This window comes from Pseudomonas sp. 273, from assembly GCF_029201425.1.
Taxonomy (GTDB): domain Bacteria; phylum Pseudomonadota; class Gammaproteobacteria; order Pseudomonadales; family Pseudomonadaceae; genus Pseudomonas; species Pseudomonas delhiensis.
Window position 1 is genome coordinate 4,513,613 of the sequence record NZ_CP116775.1, and the last position, 14,336, is coordinate 4,527,948.

The window sequence follows — 14,336 nt, forward strand, 5'->3', positions numbered from 1 at the left end:
CATGGCGGATCGTGCGGGGCAGGTTTCTGCCTGGCCGGGTAAATGCGCACTAGACAACCGGTACTGCGACCCCGCACGGTCCGCCGCCCTTTCCGGGCGGGCGGCTCCTTCCTCCGAACCAGGAGCAACGGAAATGCCTCATCACCCTCTGTTCGTTGTGCGTGCCTTGCCATCCCCCCTGCCCTGCGCCTCCGCCCCGGAGGTGCGCCATGCCTGATCGCAAGCTGGTACCGCTGCAGGCCCAGGCCTATGAAAGCGTGCTGTATGTCGACCTCTCCGCACCGTCGGAGCACCTCTACGAAGTGGCCGAGCGCCGGCTGAACGCGCTGGAGGACCTGCTACGGGTGCTGGAGGTGCACGAAGGCCATGATGTGCTGGTGCATGAAACGGCGCGCGTGGCTTCCGCCCTGGTGCCGCTGGTGGGCGAAGCGCGGCAGTTGTACGAGCTGGCGCGCAGGCGCGCGCTGGAGGCACCCGCCGGCGCCTGACCCACAGCCGCTGCCTTGCCGGGCCGGCGCCCGTTCGACGGGGCCGGCCTTTCTCATCCCGGCTCAGTCCCGGTCGGGCGCCCCCAGCGGGAACAGCGGGCGGTAGGGCCGGGCCTCATCCACCGCCCGGGCGAACGAGGGGCGCGCCAGCAGGCGGGCCCGGTAGGCGCGCAACGTCGGGTAGTTTTCGCCGATGGGGTGCGTCCAGTCGGCGTAGAACAGCGAGGGGGCTGCCGCGCAGTCGGCCAGGGTGAAGGCTTCGCCCGCGGCCCAGGTGCGGCCGGGCAACTGGCCCTCCAGCCAGGCGTAGGCGCGTTCGAGCTTTTCCACCGCGTCGGCCAGGGCTTCCTGGCGCTTGGTCGCATCGCCGGTCAGGGCGCCGCCCACGGCATGCTGCACCGGCGTCATCACGTGCAGGTCGAAGAAGCGGTCGAGAAAGCGCACGTCCAGGGCCGCCAGGGGCTCGTCCGGCAGCCAGCGCACCGGCCCGCCCCGGGTGAGCTGCAGGTATTCGATGATGATGCTGCTCTCGGCGAGGCTGCGCTCGTCGTCCAGCAACACCGGGAACTTGCCCAGCGGCCACAGCCGCAACCACTCCTCCGCGTGCTGCGGCGTGTCGGGGCCGATGCAGCGGAATTCGAAGGGTGTCTGGTTCTCGTACAGCGCCATCAGCACCTTCTGGGTGTACGAGGAAAACGGGTGACCGTAGAGCACGAGCGCCATGGCGGACCGCCTGTTTGTAGTGGATGTGCCAGCGGCAAGTGGTAGCACAGCCCGGCGGAGCGCGCCGCGAATCCGACGGCCGACCCGTCGCGCCGGCCGCGGCTTGCCGCCTGGCCGGTAGCGCTCCGGGGCGGCCGGCCATTTAGGGCCGAAAGCTGCCGGCGGGCCGATCCCGGCGCCTCGTGCGCCAGGCTCGCGAGCATTGGCAGGTAAGGCCGCAACGCGTCCTGCCAGGGGAAGGCGCCCCACGATGCGAAGCGCCTACCAGAGGGGCAGACGTCAGAACGAGCCCTGCAGCGTGACCATGAAGTTACGCGGCTCGCCGTAGAAGTTGCCCCAGGAAACGGCCCCCACGCTCTGGTAGTACTTCTTGTCGAACAGGTTGTTGCCGTTGAGGGCGACCGACCAGTGGTCGTCGATACGGTAGCCCAGGCGGCCGCTCCAGATGGCGTAGCCGGACTGCACCGACTTCACGCTGGACGACGTGACAGAAGTGTCGCTCTGCGTCGTAACGCCGGCGCCCACGCTCCACCGATCCAGTTCGCCAGCCAGTTGGTAGTCGGCCCAGGCGCGGAACAGGTGGCGCGGGAAATAGGTGACCGCGAAGGCCGTTTCCTGCGGGTTGTCGTCCGCGCTCTCAAGGTATTTGGTCTGGGTGTAGGTATAGCCGGCCAGCACCTGCAGCCTGTCGATCACCTCGCCGCTGATTTCCGCTTCGAAGCCCTGCGCCCGTACCTTGCCCGCATCGCTGTAGCAGTAGCCGTCCGAGGAGCCGGGGCAGGTGCTGTCGTAGTTCGCCTCGGCCCGGTGCTCCTCGACCGTGCGGAAGAGGTTGAAGGCCGTATTGACGCGGCCGTCCATCAGCTCGCCCTTGATCCCGACTTCGTAGCTGCCGCCGGTCCTGGGCCGCAGCGGGCTGCCGGATTCGTCGGTGTAGGTGCTCTGGGGCTGGAAGATATCCGCGTAGCTGGTGTACACGGACCATTCCTCGTTCAGGTCGTAGATGAGCGCCGCGAAGGGCGTGACCTGACCGTTTTCCTGGCTCTTGTCGTGCTGCCAGTAATCCCAGGCCTGGGTGTAGGAGTCGCGGTTGTTGCGGTACCAACTGACGCGGGAGCCGAGGACGAAGGTCAAGGGCTCGGCCAGCTTCAGCCGGAGCGTGGCGTAGGTGCCGAACTGCCGGGTGTCGGACTCGGTGGGAACCGGGCCGCCCCGGTAGGAGTTGGGGCGTAGAAGCTGTCCGCCGGCTCGGGCATGTGCGGGTTGGGGTTGAGGGGGTCCTGGGAGACGCCGAGCAGGCTGGTCATGTTGATCAGCGCCCAATGGTCATGGGTCTTCGCGCGGCTGGCGTTGGCGCCGACGGTCAGCTCGTGCTGCAGGCCGAAGGCATCGAATTTCCCGTCCAGGTAGGCATCGAAGCCGTAGTCGGTCTGGTCGTAGTCGAACAGCCCGGAGTAGACCGAGGAAGGCGCCGTGGTGGCGCCCGGGGTAACGCCGCCTGGCGTCTCGGACAGGGCGTACTTGATGTCCTGGTCGTTATGCGTCCAGACACCGGCGAACTTGAAGGCCCAGTCCTCGTTCAACTGGTGGGACAGGTCGGCGAAGACGGTGGTGCGCTCGCTGTCCCAGCTGTTCCAGGACGCCCCCAGGCAGGTCGAGCGGCTGAGCTTCAGGTCCGAGCCGTCGCTGTAGCGCGGCAGGCCATGCCAGCAGGGCCTGGCATCGAGCCGCTCGTAGGCGACGCCCAGCCCGACGGTGGTGTCCGGCGTAACGTCGTAGTCCAGGGCGCCGTAGAGGACCTGGTCCTTGCGCTTGCCCAGATCGTAGAAATACTGCCGGTCCTGCAGCGCCACCACGGTGCGCCCGCGCAGCGTGCCGGACTCGTTGAGCGGGCCGCCGCTGTCCACCTGGCCGCGGTGGTCGTCCCATGAGCCCGCCGAGAGCGTCAGGTGGGTGGTCGGCGTGCTCTGGCCACGCTTGCGCACGAAATTGACCCCGCCGGTGGAACTGCCCGAGCCCTTCATCATGCCCGCCGCCCCCTTGAGCACCTCGACCCGGTCGTAGAAGGCCATGTCCCCGGAGAAGCTGTTGGCCTGGACGTATTCGCCCCCGACATCCAGCGGCACGCCGTCGTACTGGTACTGCCCCTGCATCATGAAGCCGCGGGAGTAGAAGTACTTGCCGCCCATGGGCGACTCGTACACGGTGATGCCCGGGGTCTTTTCCATGGCCTGGTCGATGGTGGTGATGTTGCGGTCGTCCAGGTACTGGCGGGTCAGGACGGTCACCGCCTGCGGCGTTTCGCGCAGCGTATGCGCGCCCTTGCCGATGGTCACCGCGCGGGCCGAATAGGACTGGGTGCCCTCGCTGGTCGGGTCGAGCTGTTGGCTGGAGACGGTCGTGGCGCCCATCTCCAGCACCGCACCGGACTGCGGCGCGGGCACCAGGCCGTAACCGCCGTTGTCCAGGCGACGCACGCTCAGCCGCGTGCCGGAAAGGATGCGGGCGAAGCCGTCCTCGATGCTGTACTCGCCGTTGAGCCCGGCGCTGCGCTTGCCTTCGGTCAGCCCGGCGTTCACCGAGATCGGAATGCCCGCGCGCCGGCCGAATTCGCCCAGCACCTGATCCAGCGGGCCGGCGGGGATGGCGTATTGCTGGGTCCGCGTGGCCGTGGTTTCGGCCTGCGCCGGCAGGGCCGGCAGCAGGGCGAGCGCGGAACAGGAGAGCATGGCCAAACCAAGCGATTGGCGCAGAGCGCGAGCGATGGGGTGAAGCGTCATGGGCAGAGGGTCCGTTTCTCGTTGTGGGCCCGCGTGTGCGAGCAGGGATTTCCCCCTAGGCCAAGCGAGAAACGAAAACCTGCCACTTTCTTGAGAATTATTTTCATCGCCACGCTGGAGGGGGCGCTATCCGCCTCAGCGAGGGCCTACCGTCACCCAGTAGCGGGTACGCCGCTGGACCCTGACCGGCAAGCTGTCCGCCAGCATGGCCAGCACCTGGTCGGTATCGCCCAGCGGGTAGGAACCGCTCAGGCGGATGTCCGCCACCGCCGGGTCGCAACGCAGCAGGCCGGGACGATAGCGATCCAGCTCGGCGAGGAAGTCCGCCAGGCGCATGCGCTCGGCGATCAGGTAGCCATCGACCCAGGCGCCCTGGTTCACGTCCAGCGCCTGTGGCTTGTCCACGCCAGCCGCGCCGATGCGCGCCTGCCAGCCCGCCTCGATCACCGTCGGCGCACCGCCCGCCAGGGAGCTGGCGGCGACGCGCCCCTGGGTGACCGCCAGGAAGGTGCCCTGCCCGTCGTTCTCCCGCCGGACCCGGAAGCGCGTCCCCAGAGGCTGCAGCATCGCCTCCTGGCTGACGACACGGAACGGCCGCCCCGCGGCATCGCCGGCAGTGAGAATCTCGATTTCGCCATGGCGCAGGTACAGCTCGCGCGCACTGTCGGTATAACGCACATCGACTGCCGTGGCGGTATTGAGCCAGAGGCGCGTGCCATCGGGCAGCGCCTGCTGGCGGCGTTCACCGGTGCCGGTGTGGTAGTCGGCCATGGCGCCTTGCACCCAGTGGCTGTCGCGCCCCTGCCAGGCAAGCCCGCCGAGCAGGCCGAAGCCGACCAGCACCTTGAGCGCCTTGCGCCGGTCCAGCTCGCTGTAGTGGCGGCGCCCGGCCAGTTGCCGCGCCAGCGGGTCGGCCAGCGGGCCGGCGTGGCGCTGCAGGCTGAGCGGAATGCTGCTCAGGCGCTGCCAGGCGCGCTCATGCTCGCTGCTCGCCTCGCGCCAGTTCAGCAACTGGCGCTGCTCGACATCGCTCATGCAGCCCGACTGGGCCAGGGTGAACCAGGCGATGGCCTGGTCGCGGATGACCGCGGGGATGGGGCGGGAGTCGGTATCGCGGGGCATGGCACTCACTCGAAGCGGCTGGCGTAGCAGGCGGCGAAGGCCTTGCCCATCGCCTTTTGCACCTGGTTGACGCTCAGGCCCAGGTGCGCGGCGATCTGCGGGTAGGTCAGGCCGTCGAGCTGCGACATCAGGAAGATCTCCCGCACCTGCGCAGCGAGGCCGTGCAGCAGTTCATCCACCTCCACCAGCGCTTCGATCAGCAGCAGGCGCTCTTCTTCGGAAGGCGCCACCCGCTCCGGGCGCGCGGCCAGCGCTTCCAGGTAGGCACGCTCCACCGCCTGGCGTCGCCAACGGTTGACCAGCAGGCTATTGGCGATGGTGGCGAGGTAGGCCAGCGGCTGGCGCAGGTCGGCAAGGGGGCTGCGCGAACGCATCACGCGCACGAAGGTATCCTGAGCCAGGTCCTCGGCATCGGCATGCCCGCCCAGACGGCGCTGCAGCCAGCCCTTCAGCCAGCCGTGGTGGGCAATGTAGAGCCGTTCAACATCCCGTTCGAATGCCTGCTCGCGGTCCATGAACTTCCAGTCTTGTCAAACATGATAATCGTTCTCAACAGTACTGGATTTACCCTGCCCGGCGCAATTCACCGGAGCGCCTGGCCGCTGCAGGACATGTCCTACGGCTCGCGGGAATTCAGGGTACGCGACTGCAATGGCTATCACCTGGCCTTCGCCCAGCAGGCAAGCCCGCCGGCTGGCGCCTAGCGCATGGCCGCCAGCTTGATGCCGAACCCCAGCAGGCAGGCCCCGGCCAGGCGCTCCAGCAGATTGGCGACACGCGGATTGGCCCGCATGCGCTCGGCCAGTTTGTGGGTCAGCAGAACGGCCGCCAGGCCGTAGAGGAAGGTCACCACCGCCACGGTCACCGCCATGAAGGCGAAGGTCACCAGCCCCTGGTGTCTCAGCGGGTCGATGAACAGCGGCAGAAATGCCATGTAGAACACGATCGCCTTGGGGTTCAGCAGCGTGATCAGCATGGTCTGGCGCAGGTAATGGCCGCTTTGCATGCTGCTCTTGCGGGGCGCGCTGCCCGGCTTGCTCAACAGCATCCGCAGCCCCAGCCACGCCAGGTAGGCGGCGCCCAGCCATTGCACCGCATGGAAGGCCGCGGGGTAGGTGGCCAGCAAGGTCGCCACGCCCGCCACCGCCATCCACAACAGCACCTGATCGCCGAGGATCACCCCGCAGGTTGCCGCCAGCCCGGCCTTGATGCCGCCCTTGCCGGTGGCCGTGATCAACGCGAAGTTACCCGGCCCGGGAATGGCCAGCAGAACGAGGAACGCAACGAGGAACGCGCCGTAATCGGTCACTCCGAACATGAATGGATCTCCTTGGCGAGGCAGGGGCGCTGAAACGGTCCAGTCTATCACCGGCGCCGAAGAGCGCTTGGGGGATGCCTGCTCCGGCGCGTTGGCAACGGCTCGCCAGAAGCCGCCCCAATCCTGGCTTCCCCCTCATCACACCCGCAAATGCGAGAACGTAGGGCGCATAACCGTTCGCGGTTATCCGCCGTTGGCCGTACCACCGGGGCGTTCGGCGTGGTCGGTGAATCCCATCGCGGACGGAGTCCGCTCCTACGGGATATATGCCGTGCCCATCGGCAACCTGTAGGAGCAGGCCCTGCCTGCGATTTCGCGCGCAGGGCGCGCTCCTACAGGGGAATGGCATGGGTGGGGCGGCGTAGGAGCGGATCTCATCCGCGAATCGCGCCGGTGGTTCCGGCTATCGCGGACAAGGTCCTCCTACGTTGCAGGCGAGCATGGCTTCTCGTAGGAGCGAGCTTGCTCGCGAACAAACGCGGTGCCATGCGGTTCGCGAGCAAGCTCGCTCCTACGAAGAGCACTTCGGTAGAGCCTGTAAGACAGTTGCTCCTACGTCCGTGTTTCCCTGGAACGTAAGAGCCACTCGTCGAGGCGCTCTTCGTAGGATGAGTTGCTGGCAAGGCCCGCCGTTGGGCTGGCCCATCGCCGGGCCGGGCCGGAAGCCGCCACCCACGAAATCCCCCCGGAAATCGGCTATCGTCCCGAGGTCCTCACATGACCGCAGGGGCCGAACCCACATGCACATCGTCATTCCCGACGACTACCAGCACGCGATCCGGACGCTCGACTGCTTCGCCCGCCTGGCCGGGCACGACGTCAGCCTGTTCCATGACCTGGGCCCGGCATCGCCGGACGAGCTGGCGACACGGTTCGCCGACGCCGACGCCCTGGTGCTCACCCGCGAACGCACACGTATCGATGCCGCGCTGCTCGACAGGCTGCCGAAACTCAAGCTGATCAGCCAGACGGGCAAGGTCTCGGGCCATCTCGACCTCGACGCCTGCACCGAACGCGGCATCGTCGTGACCGAAGGCCGAGGCTCGCCTGTGGCGCCCGCCGAACTGGCCTGGGCGCTCATCCTCGATGCGCGCCGACAACTCGTACCGGCCATCGATGCGTTCAAGGCGGGCCACTGGCAGATCAATGTGGGCCAGGCACTGGCCGGGCAAACGCTGGGAATCTGGGGCTACGGCAAGATAGGCCAGCGCCTGGCGCGCTACGCCCAGGCGTTCGACATGCCGGTGCTGGTCTGGGGCAGCGAAGGCAGCCGGGCGGCCGCCACGGCCGACGGCCATCAGGCAGCGGCCTCTCGCGAAGCCTTCTTCGCCGAAGCGGACATCCTCAGCCTCAACCTGCGCCTGTCCGAGCGCACGCGCCATGGGGTCACCCTCGACGACCTCGCCAGGATGAAAAACAGCGCCCTGCTGGTGAACATCAGCCGCGCCGAGCTGATCGCCCCAGGTGCGTTGCTCCAGGCCCTGGATGCGGGACGCCCCGGCTACGCGGCCGTGGACGTCTACGAGCACGAACCCCTGCTCGCCCCCGACAATCCCCTGCTGAACCACCCGCGCGCGCTCTGCACCCCGCACCTGGGGTACGTGGAGAAGAACGGCTATGAGCTGTACTTCGGCGATGCCTTCGACAACGTGCTGGCCTTCTTCGAAGGCCAGCCGAAGAACGTTGCGAATCCGGAGGCGCTGGCGGTGCCGCGTGGCGAGTAGGTTGGGTGGAACCGGTCCGCTGAAAGGCGAGCCGCGCAACTTCACCCCGCCCCTGCGCGGCACCTTCCGGTAACGGCGAAAGCCCGCCGCACGAGCGGCGGGCTTCTTTCCGTGGGGAAGCAACCGCCCCTAGAAAGCGTATTCCGCCCCCACGGTCAGGCTGCGCCCGTTGCCGCTGAGAAAGGTCGGCTGGCTGGCATCGGCGCGATTGCGGATCACGTAGCTGCTGGCATAGGTCTTGTCCGCCAGGTTGTCGCCCTGCACATACACACTCAGGCCCTCGCGCGCCTTGTAGGCGGCTTTGAGGCCCCAGAGCGCGTAGGCGTCCTGATAGTTGTTGCGCGTGTTGGCGTGGTCGGTCGGGGTATCCTGGGGCAGCCAGCGCAGGTTGGGCCCGACGCTCCACGGCCCGCGCCGGTAGAGCAGCTCGGCCGACCAGAGCTGGCGCGGCACGCCGGCGATCTGGTTGCCCTGGAACTCGCCGCCGCGGAAGCGGAAGTCGCTGAAGGTCCAAGCCACCCGGTAGGCCAGGTCGCCGCCTATGCTGGAGGCAGTCGGCAGCAAGCCGTTCAGCCCCGCTTCGACACCGCGGTGGCGGGTACGCGAGCCGTAGTTGTAGGTTCCCACCTTCACCCCGTAGGCGTCGCTGGTGGAGATCAGCTCGTCTTCCACGTCGCTCTGGTACAGCGTCAGGCTCCAGTCGGCCCCGGCGATGCGACCGGCGCCGCCGATCTCGTAGGTGGTAGCGCGCTGCACGTCGAGGTCGACCAGTTGCGCTTGCGCCGCCGCCGGGGCTGCGGGCGAGACTTCGGCGGAAACGATTTCCCAGAACGTCGGCGCTTCGTGGCTGCGGCTGATGTTGGCGTACCAGCGCAGGTCCGGGCTGGGCGTCCAGTTCAGGCCGATCTTCGGCGTGGCGAAGTTCCAGCCCTGGTCGAGATGGCCGGCACCATCGCGCGAATCCGCATCGCGGCTGACATCGCTCCACTTCACCTCGGTCACCAGGGTCCAGTCCGGCGCCAGGTTCCAGTCCAGGCCGAGCAGCAGATCAAGGTTGGAGGCCGTGAGGTCGAAGTTGCCGAAACGCTGCATGCGGCTTCCGTTCTGGGGGTTGTTGGCGTACAGCTCGCGGGTCATGTCGCTGTAGGACCAACTGGCGCCCAGGCGGTAGCCGAACAGGCGCTGTTCGCCTTCGAGCAGCCATTGCGCACCGAGCGTGTCGCTGTCGGTCAGGGTGTGGCTGAGCGGATCGGTGAAATCGTCCTGGGTGTTCTGCCCGTAGACGCCGAAGCTCTGCTGCCAGCCCGCCCCGCTCCACTGCGTACGGTTGGCCAGTCGCAGTTGCTGGGTATCACGGTGCGGGTCACGCTGGTAGACGTTGAGCAGGCGATCCTGCGGCGTGTTGCCATCGCCCAGCACGCTGCGCGGATCGTCCTTCAGGCGCGCCTTGGTGATGACGTTGGGAATCTCGAAAGTCAGGTCGCTGTAGGACAGGTAGCTGCGATTCTGTACGCCGTTGCCCAGGTCCAGACCGAAGTTGCTCTGCACGAGGGTGCGATGGGAAGCGGAGTGGTGGCGATAGCCGTCGTACTCGTCGTGGCTGACGCTCACCCGTCCATCGTACGCCCCCTCGTCCAGCCCGGCGGCAGCCTGCAGGCCCTGGCGGCCGAAGCTGCCGGCCTCCAGGCGGACGCGTCCGGCTTCGTCGGCGCCGGTCAGCGAGTTGAACTCCAGCTCGCCACCCAGCGCGGTGGCGCCGGGGCTGCCGGCGTTGGCGCCGCGACGGGCACTGATCCACGACGCATTGCGTGGCTCCAGCAGGCCGATGATGAAGGAACCGTCGGCCTCGTTGAGCGGCAGCCCGTCCTGCAACAGCAGCACGCCGCGGTTGACCGGATTGCTCTGGATGCCCGAACCCCGGATGTTCAGGCGCGGCTGGTCGGTGCCACCGAAGAAGTCCTGGATCACCAGGCCGGGCTGGTAGTCCAGCGCATCGCGCAGGGTCGCCAGGCGTGTCTCCTGTTGCGGCTCGGCGAGGTTGGTGCCGCCCGGTACGCGGGCCAGGCGCTGGCGCTCGGCCTGCGCGGACTGGCTGACCGGCGCGAGGCTTTTTTCGCTGATCTGCATCGGCTCCAGCTCGAGGCGGTCCTCCGCCGCCACCGCCAGTGGCAGCAGGCCGAGGGCCAGCAGGGGAAGTGAAAGTTTCGAGGGAAAATGGCGTTTCGGGGAAGGACAACGACTCATGACAAGCTCCGTCTGCACGAAATCTGGCTTACCAGCTCAGGTAGAACATGCCCTTGGCCAGCAGCACGATGCCGACCATGTGGCTGAAGACGCTCAGGTGGATTCGGCGGAAATACGTCGAATTCATGCGCCCGCTGTGGAGGAGGAACATGGCGGTGAAGAAGTGCCCGAGCACGCTCAGGGCGAGCAGGATCTTCAGGCTCAGCAAGGTGCCGAAGGACGATGCCAGCGGGTCCGCCAGCAGCGGCAGGTAACGCGTCCAGACCATGCCCAGGCCGGCGCCGAACAGCACCAGCAGTACCCAGGGCATCAGCCGCCGCGCACGCTTGCCGATGCCCTGCTCCACCTGGCGCATCACCGCGGCCGGCACGTGCTTGCGCACGCTTTCGAAGATCAGCACCTCGAAGAACACCGTGCCGATGAACATCAGCGCGGCGAACAGGTGCAGGGTCAGCAGGATGGGATAGATCATGGCGCGGGTGCCTCCAGGGCCAGCAGGGTCTGATGCAGCACCGTCACCACCTGGTCGGCGGCATACCCGGTGAGGTCGAAAGGCTGCAACGCGCCGTCATTGACCAGCACGAAGCGCTCCACCAGGCCGATCAGCTCGGCCGGATGGTGGCTGACGCAGAGCAGCGCCGCGCCCGAGCTGGCGAGCCAGTCGCGGCAGAGATCGAGCAGGGATTCACGCAGGGCCGGGTCCAGCGCGCTGAATGGCTCGTCGAGCAACAGCAGGTCTGGCTCGATCGAGAACGCGCGCGCCAGGGCAACACGCTGGGCCATGCCGCCGGACAGTTGATGCGGCCAGGCGCGCTCGTGCCCGGCGAGGCCGACGCGCTCCAGCCAGTGGCTGGCCATCCGGCGCGCAGTCGCGCGGTCGAGGCCGCTCGCCTGCAGGGGGATTTCCAGGTTCTCCGCAACCCGGCACCAAGGCAGCAGGCGCGGCTCCTGGAAGGCCAGCACGGGATGGCGGAATCCATTCTCCACCTGCCCCCGACGGGGCTTTAGAAGGCCGGCAGCCAGGCGCAGCAGGCTGCTCTTGCCGGCGCCGCTGGGACCGAGAATGCCGACCCGCTCGCCGGGCAGCAGGCGCAGGGAGGCATCGGCAAACACCCGACGTTCGCCCAGCACCAGATCGACGCCGTGCCACTCAAGCATGGGCGGCCTCCTGCCAACGGCCCATGCGCCGCTGCAGCGGTTGCAGCAGAAGAAATTCCAGCGCGGCGACCAGCAGCAGGATCAGCAGAGTCCAGGCATACAGCCCGGCGCTATCGAAGGTGCTGCGCGCATTGGCCAGCGCGAAACCGGCGCCACTTTCCGCGCCAAGCACTTCGGCCATCACCACCAGGCGCACGCCGCCGCACGTGGCGATCAACAGCGCCGCGCCCAGCGGCGCGGTGAGTGACGGGATATAGAGCCGCCGCAGCTTCTGCCAGGGGCTGAAGCGGTAGACCCGCGCCATCTCCAGCAGGCCGCGGTCGACCATCTGCATGCCCTTGACGGTGTTCACGTACATGCCCGGCGCCAGCATCAGCACACTGATCAGCACCACCATGGCCGAACCGAGACCGACCCAGAGCATCGCCAGCACCACGACCACCACCGGCGGCACCGACATCAGCAGCCAGCGCAGCGGCTCCAGCAGACCGCGCACACGGGCGTCGAGCCCGGCCAGCAGCCCCAGGCAGAAGCCCAGCAGGCAGCCCAGGCCGACGCCCAGGACGATACGCAGCAAGCTGGCGCCGGCGTTAAGGCGGAAGTCAGCCTCGAAAGGCAGGCGGACCATGGCTTGCAGCGTCTGCCATGGCGTCGCCATGAGCAGCGGGCCCAGGCGCAGCGCCAGCAACTGCCAGCCCACCAGCAGAAGCATGCCGCCCAGCAAGGCCCAGCGTCGGGAGGTCATGGGTCTCATCTCAGGGCCCATAGAAACTGGCGGGCGGCAGGGCGCCCCCGATTGCCTGCGGATGGCGCCTTGCGATCAGCCCGAACAGCGCCTCCAGCGGTCCACGCGCCGCGCTGGCGGAAACACTCTCCAGGCGCGTGACGCGGATGGACTCTTCCAGCGCCTCCACCGGCAGGTGCGGCAGGTGCCGATGGACCAGCTCCGCGCAGGCCCGCGAGTGCGCGCTGCACCAACGGGCGGACTCGGCGTAGGCGGTGTCCACCGCACGCGCCAGTTCGCCGTCCTCGGCGCGCTGCGGGCTGCTCATCAGCCCTGCCTGAGGCAGTTCGGCCTGCTGCGGGAAGGCCTGCCTCCAGGCGCTCTCCAGGCTTTGCACGCGGTACAGCGGCGCCCCGCCCCGGCTGCGGTTGCGCCAAAGCAGCAGGGATACCGCCGGCTCCACCAGCAGGGCGTGATCGGCGCGGCCTGCCAGCAGCAGCGCCTGGGCGTCCTGGCCATCACGGACCGGGCGCAGCGTCAGGTCCCTGCCCGGCTTCAGGCCGTGGCTGAGCAGCAGTTCATCGACCAGGATCGCCGGCAGGTCACGCTGGAACGGCAGCACCACCTCCTTGCCGGCCAGGTCGGCGAAACCCTTCACCTGGGGGTCGCGGCTAACCAGCCAGATGATTCCCCACACCGAGACGTTGAGCAGCCGCACGGGTTGCCCGCGCCCGGCCATCAGCGCCGGCAGGTTCACCGGGGCGGCGCTGTAGTCGAGTTCGTTCTTGGCCAGCAGCACGCGCAACTGATCGGGGTTCTGCCAGAGGCGGAACTCGACGTGCTCGGCATACGGCTGCAGAGCACCGCTCTCCACCATGTGCAGCAGCGGGAAGCTCACCACGGCACCGGGGCCGCCCAGCCGCAGCACCGCTTCCCTGGCCGTACCGACAGGTGCCTGCAGGCACGCGCCGGCCGCCAGAACGAAAGAAAGGAGCAGGCGGGGGAGCTGTCGATTGATTGACTTGCGAATAAGACTTATCTTCATTCGCAGATCATTGCAGCCCGCATGCCCGCCACGAATGACAAATGTTAAGTTCTCGCCCAATCGCGGCGAATGCCTGCGATTGCTGGGCGCCATCCCCCTCTTCGCCGACCTGCCGCAGGACCTCGTGGCCAGCCTGTGCGACTCGGCCAGCCTGCTGCGCGCCGAGGGCGGCAAACTGCTGTTCCGCGAAGGCGACCCGGCCGAACACTTCCTGCTGGTGCGGCGTGGCTGCGTGGAAATGCTGCGCTTCACCTGCGACGGCGAAGAGCGTGTCTTCCAGCTGTTCCGCGAAGGTCAGTTGATCGCCGAAGCGGCCATGTTCATGCCCCACGGCCGCTACCCGATGAACGCCCGCAGCCAGGGTAGCGGCGAATTCTTCCGACTGAGCCGCAACGCACTGCACAAGGCCTGCGAGGGCCATCCGCCGCTGGCCATGCGCATGCTGGAAAGCCTCAGCCTGCGTCTCTACCGCCAGGTCAACGAGGTCGACTGGCTGACCGCAAGCTCCGCCTCCCAGCGCCTGGCCGCCTACCTGCTGGGCCTGCACCGTCGCCAGGGCGAAAGCCTGATGCTGCCGATCAGCCAGCGCCAACTCGCCACCCACCTGGGCATTCGCCCGGAATCCCTCAGCCGTCTGCTCTCCGACTGGCAGCAGGCGGGGCGCATCCAGGGCCGGCTCCGGCAATGGCGGCTGTGCGACCTCACCTACCTACAGGAACTGGCCAGCCCGGCGGTACGCTCCTTCTGAGGGGGTCGGCTTGTGCTCGCCGTCCAGCAATAGCGGGAACTTGCCCAGCGGCCACAGCCGCAACCACTGCGCCGCGTGCTGCGGCGTATCGGGGCCGATGCAGCGGAATTCGAAGGGCGTCTGGTTCTCGTACAGCGCCATCAGCACCTTCTGGGTGTACGAGGAAAACGGATGACCGTAGAGCACGAGCGCCATGGCGGACCGCCTGCCGGAGCGCACACACCAGCCCACCGCCGACATCCTGTTCAGTCTCCCGGCTTTA

Annotated in this window: 13 protein-coding genes and 1 pseudogene; 3 read left to right on the plus strand and 11 right to left on the minus strand. The window is 67.8% G+C overall.

The window, feature by feature from the left end:
• The first annotated feature begins 209 nt into the window (after positions 1 to 209).
• Entirely contained in the window at positions 210 to 488 is a 279-nt protein-coding gene (locus tag PKO50_RS20480; RefSeq protein WP_109936440.1) for a hypothetical protein, read from the plus strand.
• Between the two features lie 63 nt (positions 489 to 551).
• On the opposite strand, the gene PKO50_RS20485 is transcribed toward PKO50_RS20480, so the two are convergent.
• The 5 genes and pseudogenes from PKO50_RS20485 to PKO50_RS20505 form a co-directional block, all read right to left on the minus strand.
• Positions 552 to 1,211, minus strand: a complete 660-nt coding sequence (locus PKO50_RS20485; protein ID WP_275627086.1) for a glutathione S-transferase family protein — start codon at positions 1,209 to 1,211, stop codon at positions 552 to 554.
• Between the two features lie 279 nt (positions 1,212 to 1,490).
• Positions 1,491 to 3,991 (minus strand): annotated as a pseudogene (locus tag PKO50_RS20490) (TonB-dependent siderophore receptor).
• 135 nt (positions 3,992 to 4,126) lie between these two features.
• Positions 4,127 to 5,113, minus strand: coding sequence for a FecR domain-containing protein (locus tag PKO50_RS20495; RefSeq protein ID WP_275627087.1), 987 nt, complete (start codon positions 5,111 to 5,113; stop codon positions 4,127 to 4,129).
• 5 nt (positions 5,114 to 5,118) lie between these two features.
• On the minus strand, positions 5,119 to 5,628 hold the full coding sequence (locus tag PKO50_RS20500; RefSeq protein ID WP_043267035.1) for a sigma-70 family RNA polymerase sigma factor: 510 nt from the start codon (positions 5,626 to 5,628) through the stop codon (positions 5,119 to 5,121).
• A gap of 185 nt (positions 5,629 to 5,813) precedes the next feature.
• On the minus strand, positions 5,814 to 6,431 hold the full coding sequence (locus PKO50_RS20505; protein ID WP_275627088.1) for a LysE family transporter: 618 nt from the start codon (positions 6,429 to 6,431) through the stop codon (positions 5,814 to 5,816).
• A 740-nt stretch (positions 6,432 to 7,171) separates the two neighbouring features.
• Between PKO50_RS20505 and PKO50_RS20510 the strand changes: the two genes are divergently transcribed.
• Positions 7,172 to 8,155 (plus strand): D-2-hydroxyacid dehydrogenase family protein, encoded by a 984-nt coding sequence (locus PKO50_RS20510; protein WP_275627089.1) that lies wholly within the window; start codon positions 7,172 to 7,174, stop codon positions 8,153 to 8,155.
• Positions 8,156 to 8,284: 129 nt separating this feature from the next.
• Here PKO50_RS20510 and PKO50_RS20515 read toward each other — a convergent pair whose 3' ends face one another.
• From PKO50_RS20515 to PKO50_RS20535, 5 genes are read right to left on the minus strand one after another with little or no spacing between them, the layout of a single operon-like run.
• Entirely contained in the window at positions 8,285 to 10,399 is a 2,115-nt protein-coding gene (locus PKO50_RS20515; RefSeq protein WP_275627090.1) for a TonB-dependent receptor, read from the minus strand.
• A gap of 28 nt (positions 10,400 to 10,427) precedes the next feature.
• A complete protein-coding gene (locus PKO50_RS20520) occupies positions 10,428 to 10,871 on the minus strand; it encodes a hypothetical protein (RefSeq protein ID WP_109934808.1) in 444 nt (147 codons plus the stop codon).
• Positions 10,868 to 11,557, minus strand: a complete 690-nt coding sequence (locus tag PKO50_RS20525) for an ATP-binding cassette domain-containing protein (protein ID WP_275627091.1) — start codon at positions 11,555 to 11,557, stop codon at positions 10,868 to 10,870. Before PKO50_RS20525 ends, PKO50_RS20520 begins: the two co-directional genes overlap by 4 nt.
• Entirely contained in the window at positions 11,550 to 12,302 is a 753-nt protein-coding gene (locus PKO50_RS20530; RefSeq protein WP_275627092.1) for an ABC transporter permease subunit, read from the minus strand. The genes PKO50_RS20525 and PKO50_RS20530 overlap by 8 nt, the downstream gene beginning before the upstream one ends.
• 10 nt (positions 12,303 to 12,312) lie before the next feature.
• Positions 12,313 to 13,179 (minus strand): ABC transporter substrate-binding protein, encoded by an 867-nt coding sequence (locus PKO50_RS20535; RefSeq protein WP_275627093.1) that lies wholly within the window; start codon positions 13,177 to 13,179, stop codon positions 12,313 to 12,315.
• A 181-nt stretch (positions 13,180 to 13,360) separates the two neighbouring features.
• Here PKO50_RS20535 and PKO50_RS20540 point away from each other — a divergent pair, with 181 nt between their 5' ends.
• Entirely contained in the window at positions 13,361 to 14,074 is a 714-nt protein-coding gene (locus PKO50_RS20540) for a Crp/Fnr family transcriptional regulator (RefSeq protein ID WP_109934812.1), read from the plus strand.
• On the opposite strand, the gene PKO50_RS20545 is transcribed toward PKO50_RS20540, so the two are convergent.
• The gene (locus PKO50_RS20545) at positions 14,036 to 14,269 is read right to left on the minus strand and encodes a glutathione S-transferase family protein (protein ID WP_275627094.1); all 234 of its coding nucleotides are present in this window, start codon (positions 14,267 to 14,269) and stop codon (positions 14,036 to 14,038) included. The genes PKO50_RS20540 and PKO50_RS20545 overlap by 39 nt on opposite strands.
• Between the last annotated feature and the right edge of the window lie 67 nt (positions 14,270 to 14,336).

What these genes read in the sequence shown, in the direction of transcription:
- PKO50_RS20500 (WP_043267035.1), bottom strand. Translation starts at nt 5,628, where the DNA reads ATGGACCGCGAGCAGGCATTCGAACGGGATGTTGAACGGCTCTACATT.
- PKO50_RS20505 (WP_275627088.1), bottom strand. Translation starts at nt 6,431, where the DNA reads ATGTTCGGAGTGACCGATTACGGCGCGTTCCTCGTTGCGTTCCTCGTT.
- PKO50_RS20520 (WP_109934808.1), bottom strand. Translation starts at nt 10,871, where the DNA reads ATGATCTATCCCATCCTGCTGACCCTGCACCTGTTCGCCGCGCTGATG.
- PKO50_RS20540 (WP_109934812.1), top strand. Translation starts at nt 13,361, where the DNA reads ATGACAAATGTTAAGTTCTCGCCCAATCGCGGCGAATGCCTGCGATTG.
- PKO50_RS20525 (WP_275627091.1), bottom strand. Translation starts at nt 11,557, where the DNA reads ATGCTTGAGTGGCACGGCGTCGATCTGGTGCTGGGCGAACGTCGGGTG.
- PKO50_RS20530 (WP_275627092.1), bottom strand. Translation starts at nt 12,302, where the DNA reads ATGACCTCCCGACGCTGGGCCTTGCTGGGCGGCATGCTTCTGCTGGTG.
- PKO50_RS20515 (WP_275627090.1), bottom strand. Translation starts at nt 10,399, where the DNA reads ATGAGTCGTTGTCCTTCCCCGAAACGCCATTTTCCCTCGAAACTTTCA.
- PKO50_RS20485 (WP_275627086.1), bottom strand. Translation starts at nt 1,211, where the DNA reads ATGGCGCTCGTGCTCTACGGTCACCCGTTTTCCTCGTACACCCAGAAG.
- PKO50_RS20495 (WP_275627087.1), bottom strand. Translation starts at nt 5,113, where the DNA reads ATGCCCCGCGATACCGACTCCCGCCCCATCCCCGCGGTCATCCGCGAC.
- PKO50_RS20480 (WP_109936440.1), top strand. Translation starts at nt 210, where the DNA reads ATGCCTGATCGCAAGCTGGTACCGCTGCAGGCCCAGGCCTATGAAAGC.
- PKO50_RS20545 (WP_275627094.1), bottom strand. Translation starts at nt 14,269, where the DNA reads ATGGCGCTCGTGCTCTACGGTCATCCGTTTTCCTCGTACACCCAGAAG.
- PKO50_RS20510 (WP_275627089.1), top strand. Translation starts at nt 7,172, where the DNA reads ATGCACATCGTCATTCCCGACGACTACCAGCACGCGATCCGGACGCTC.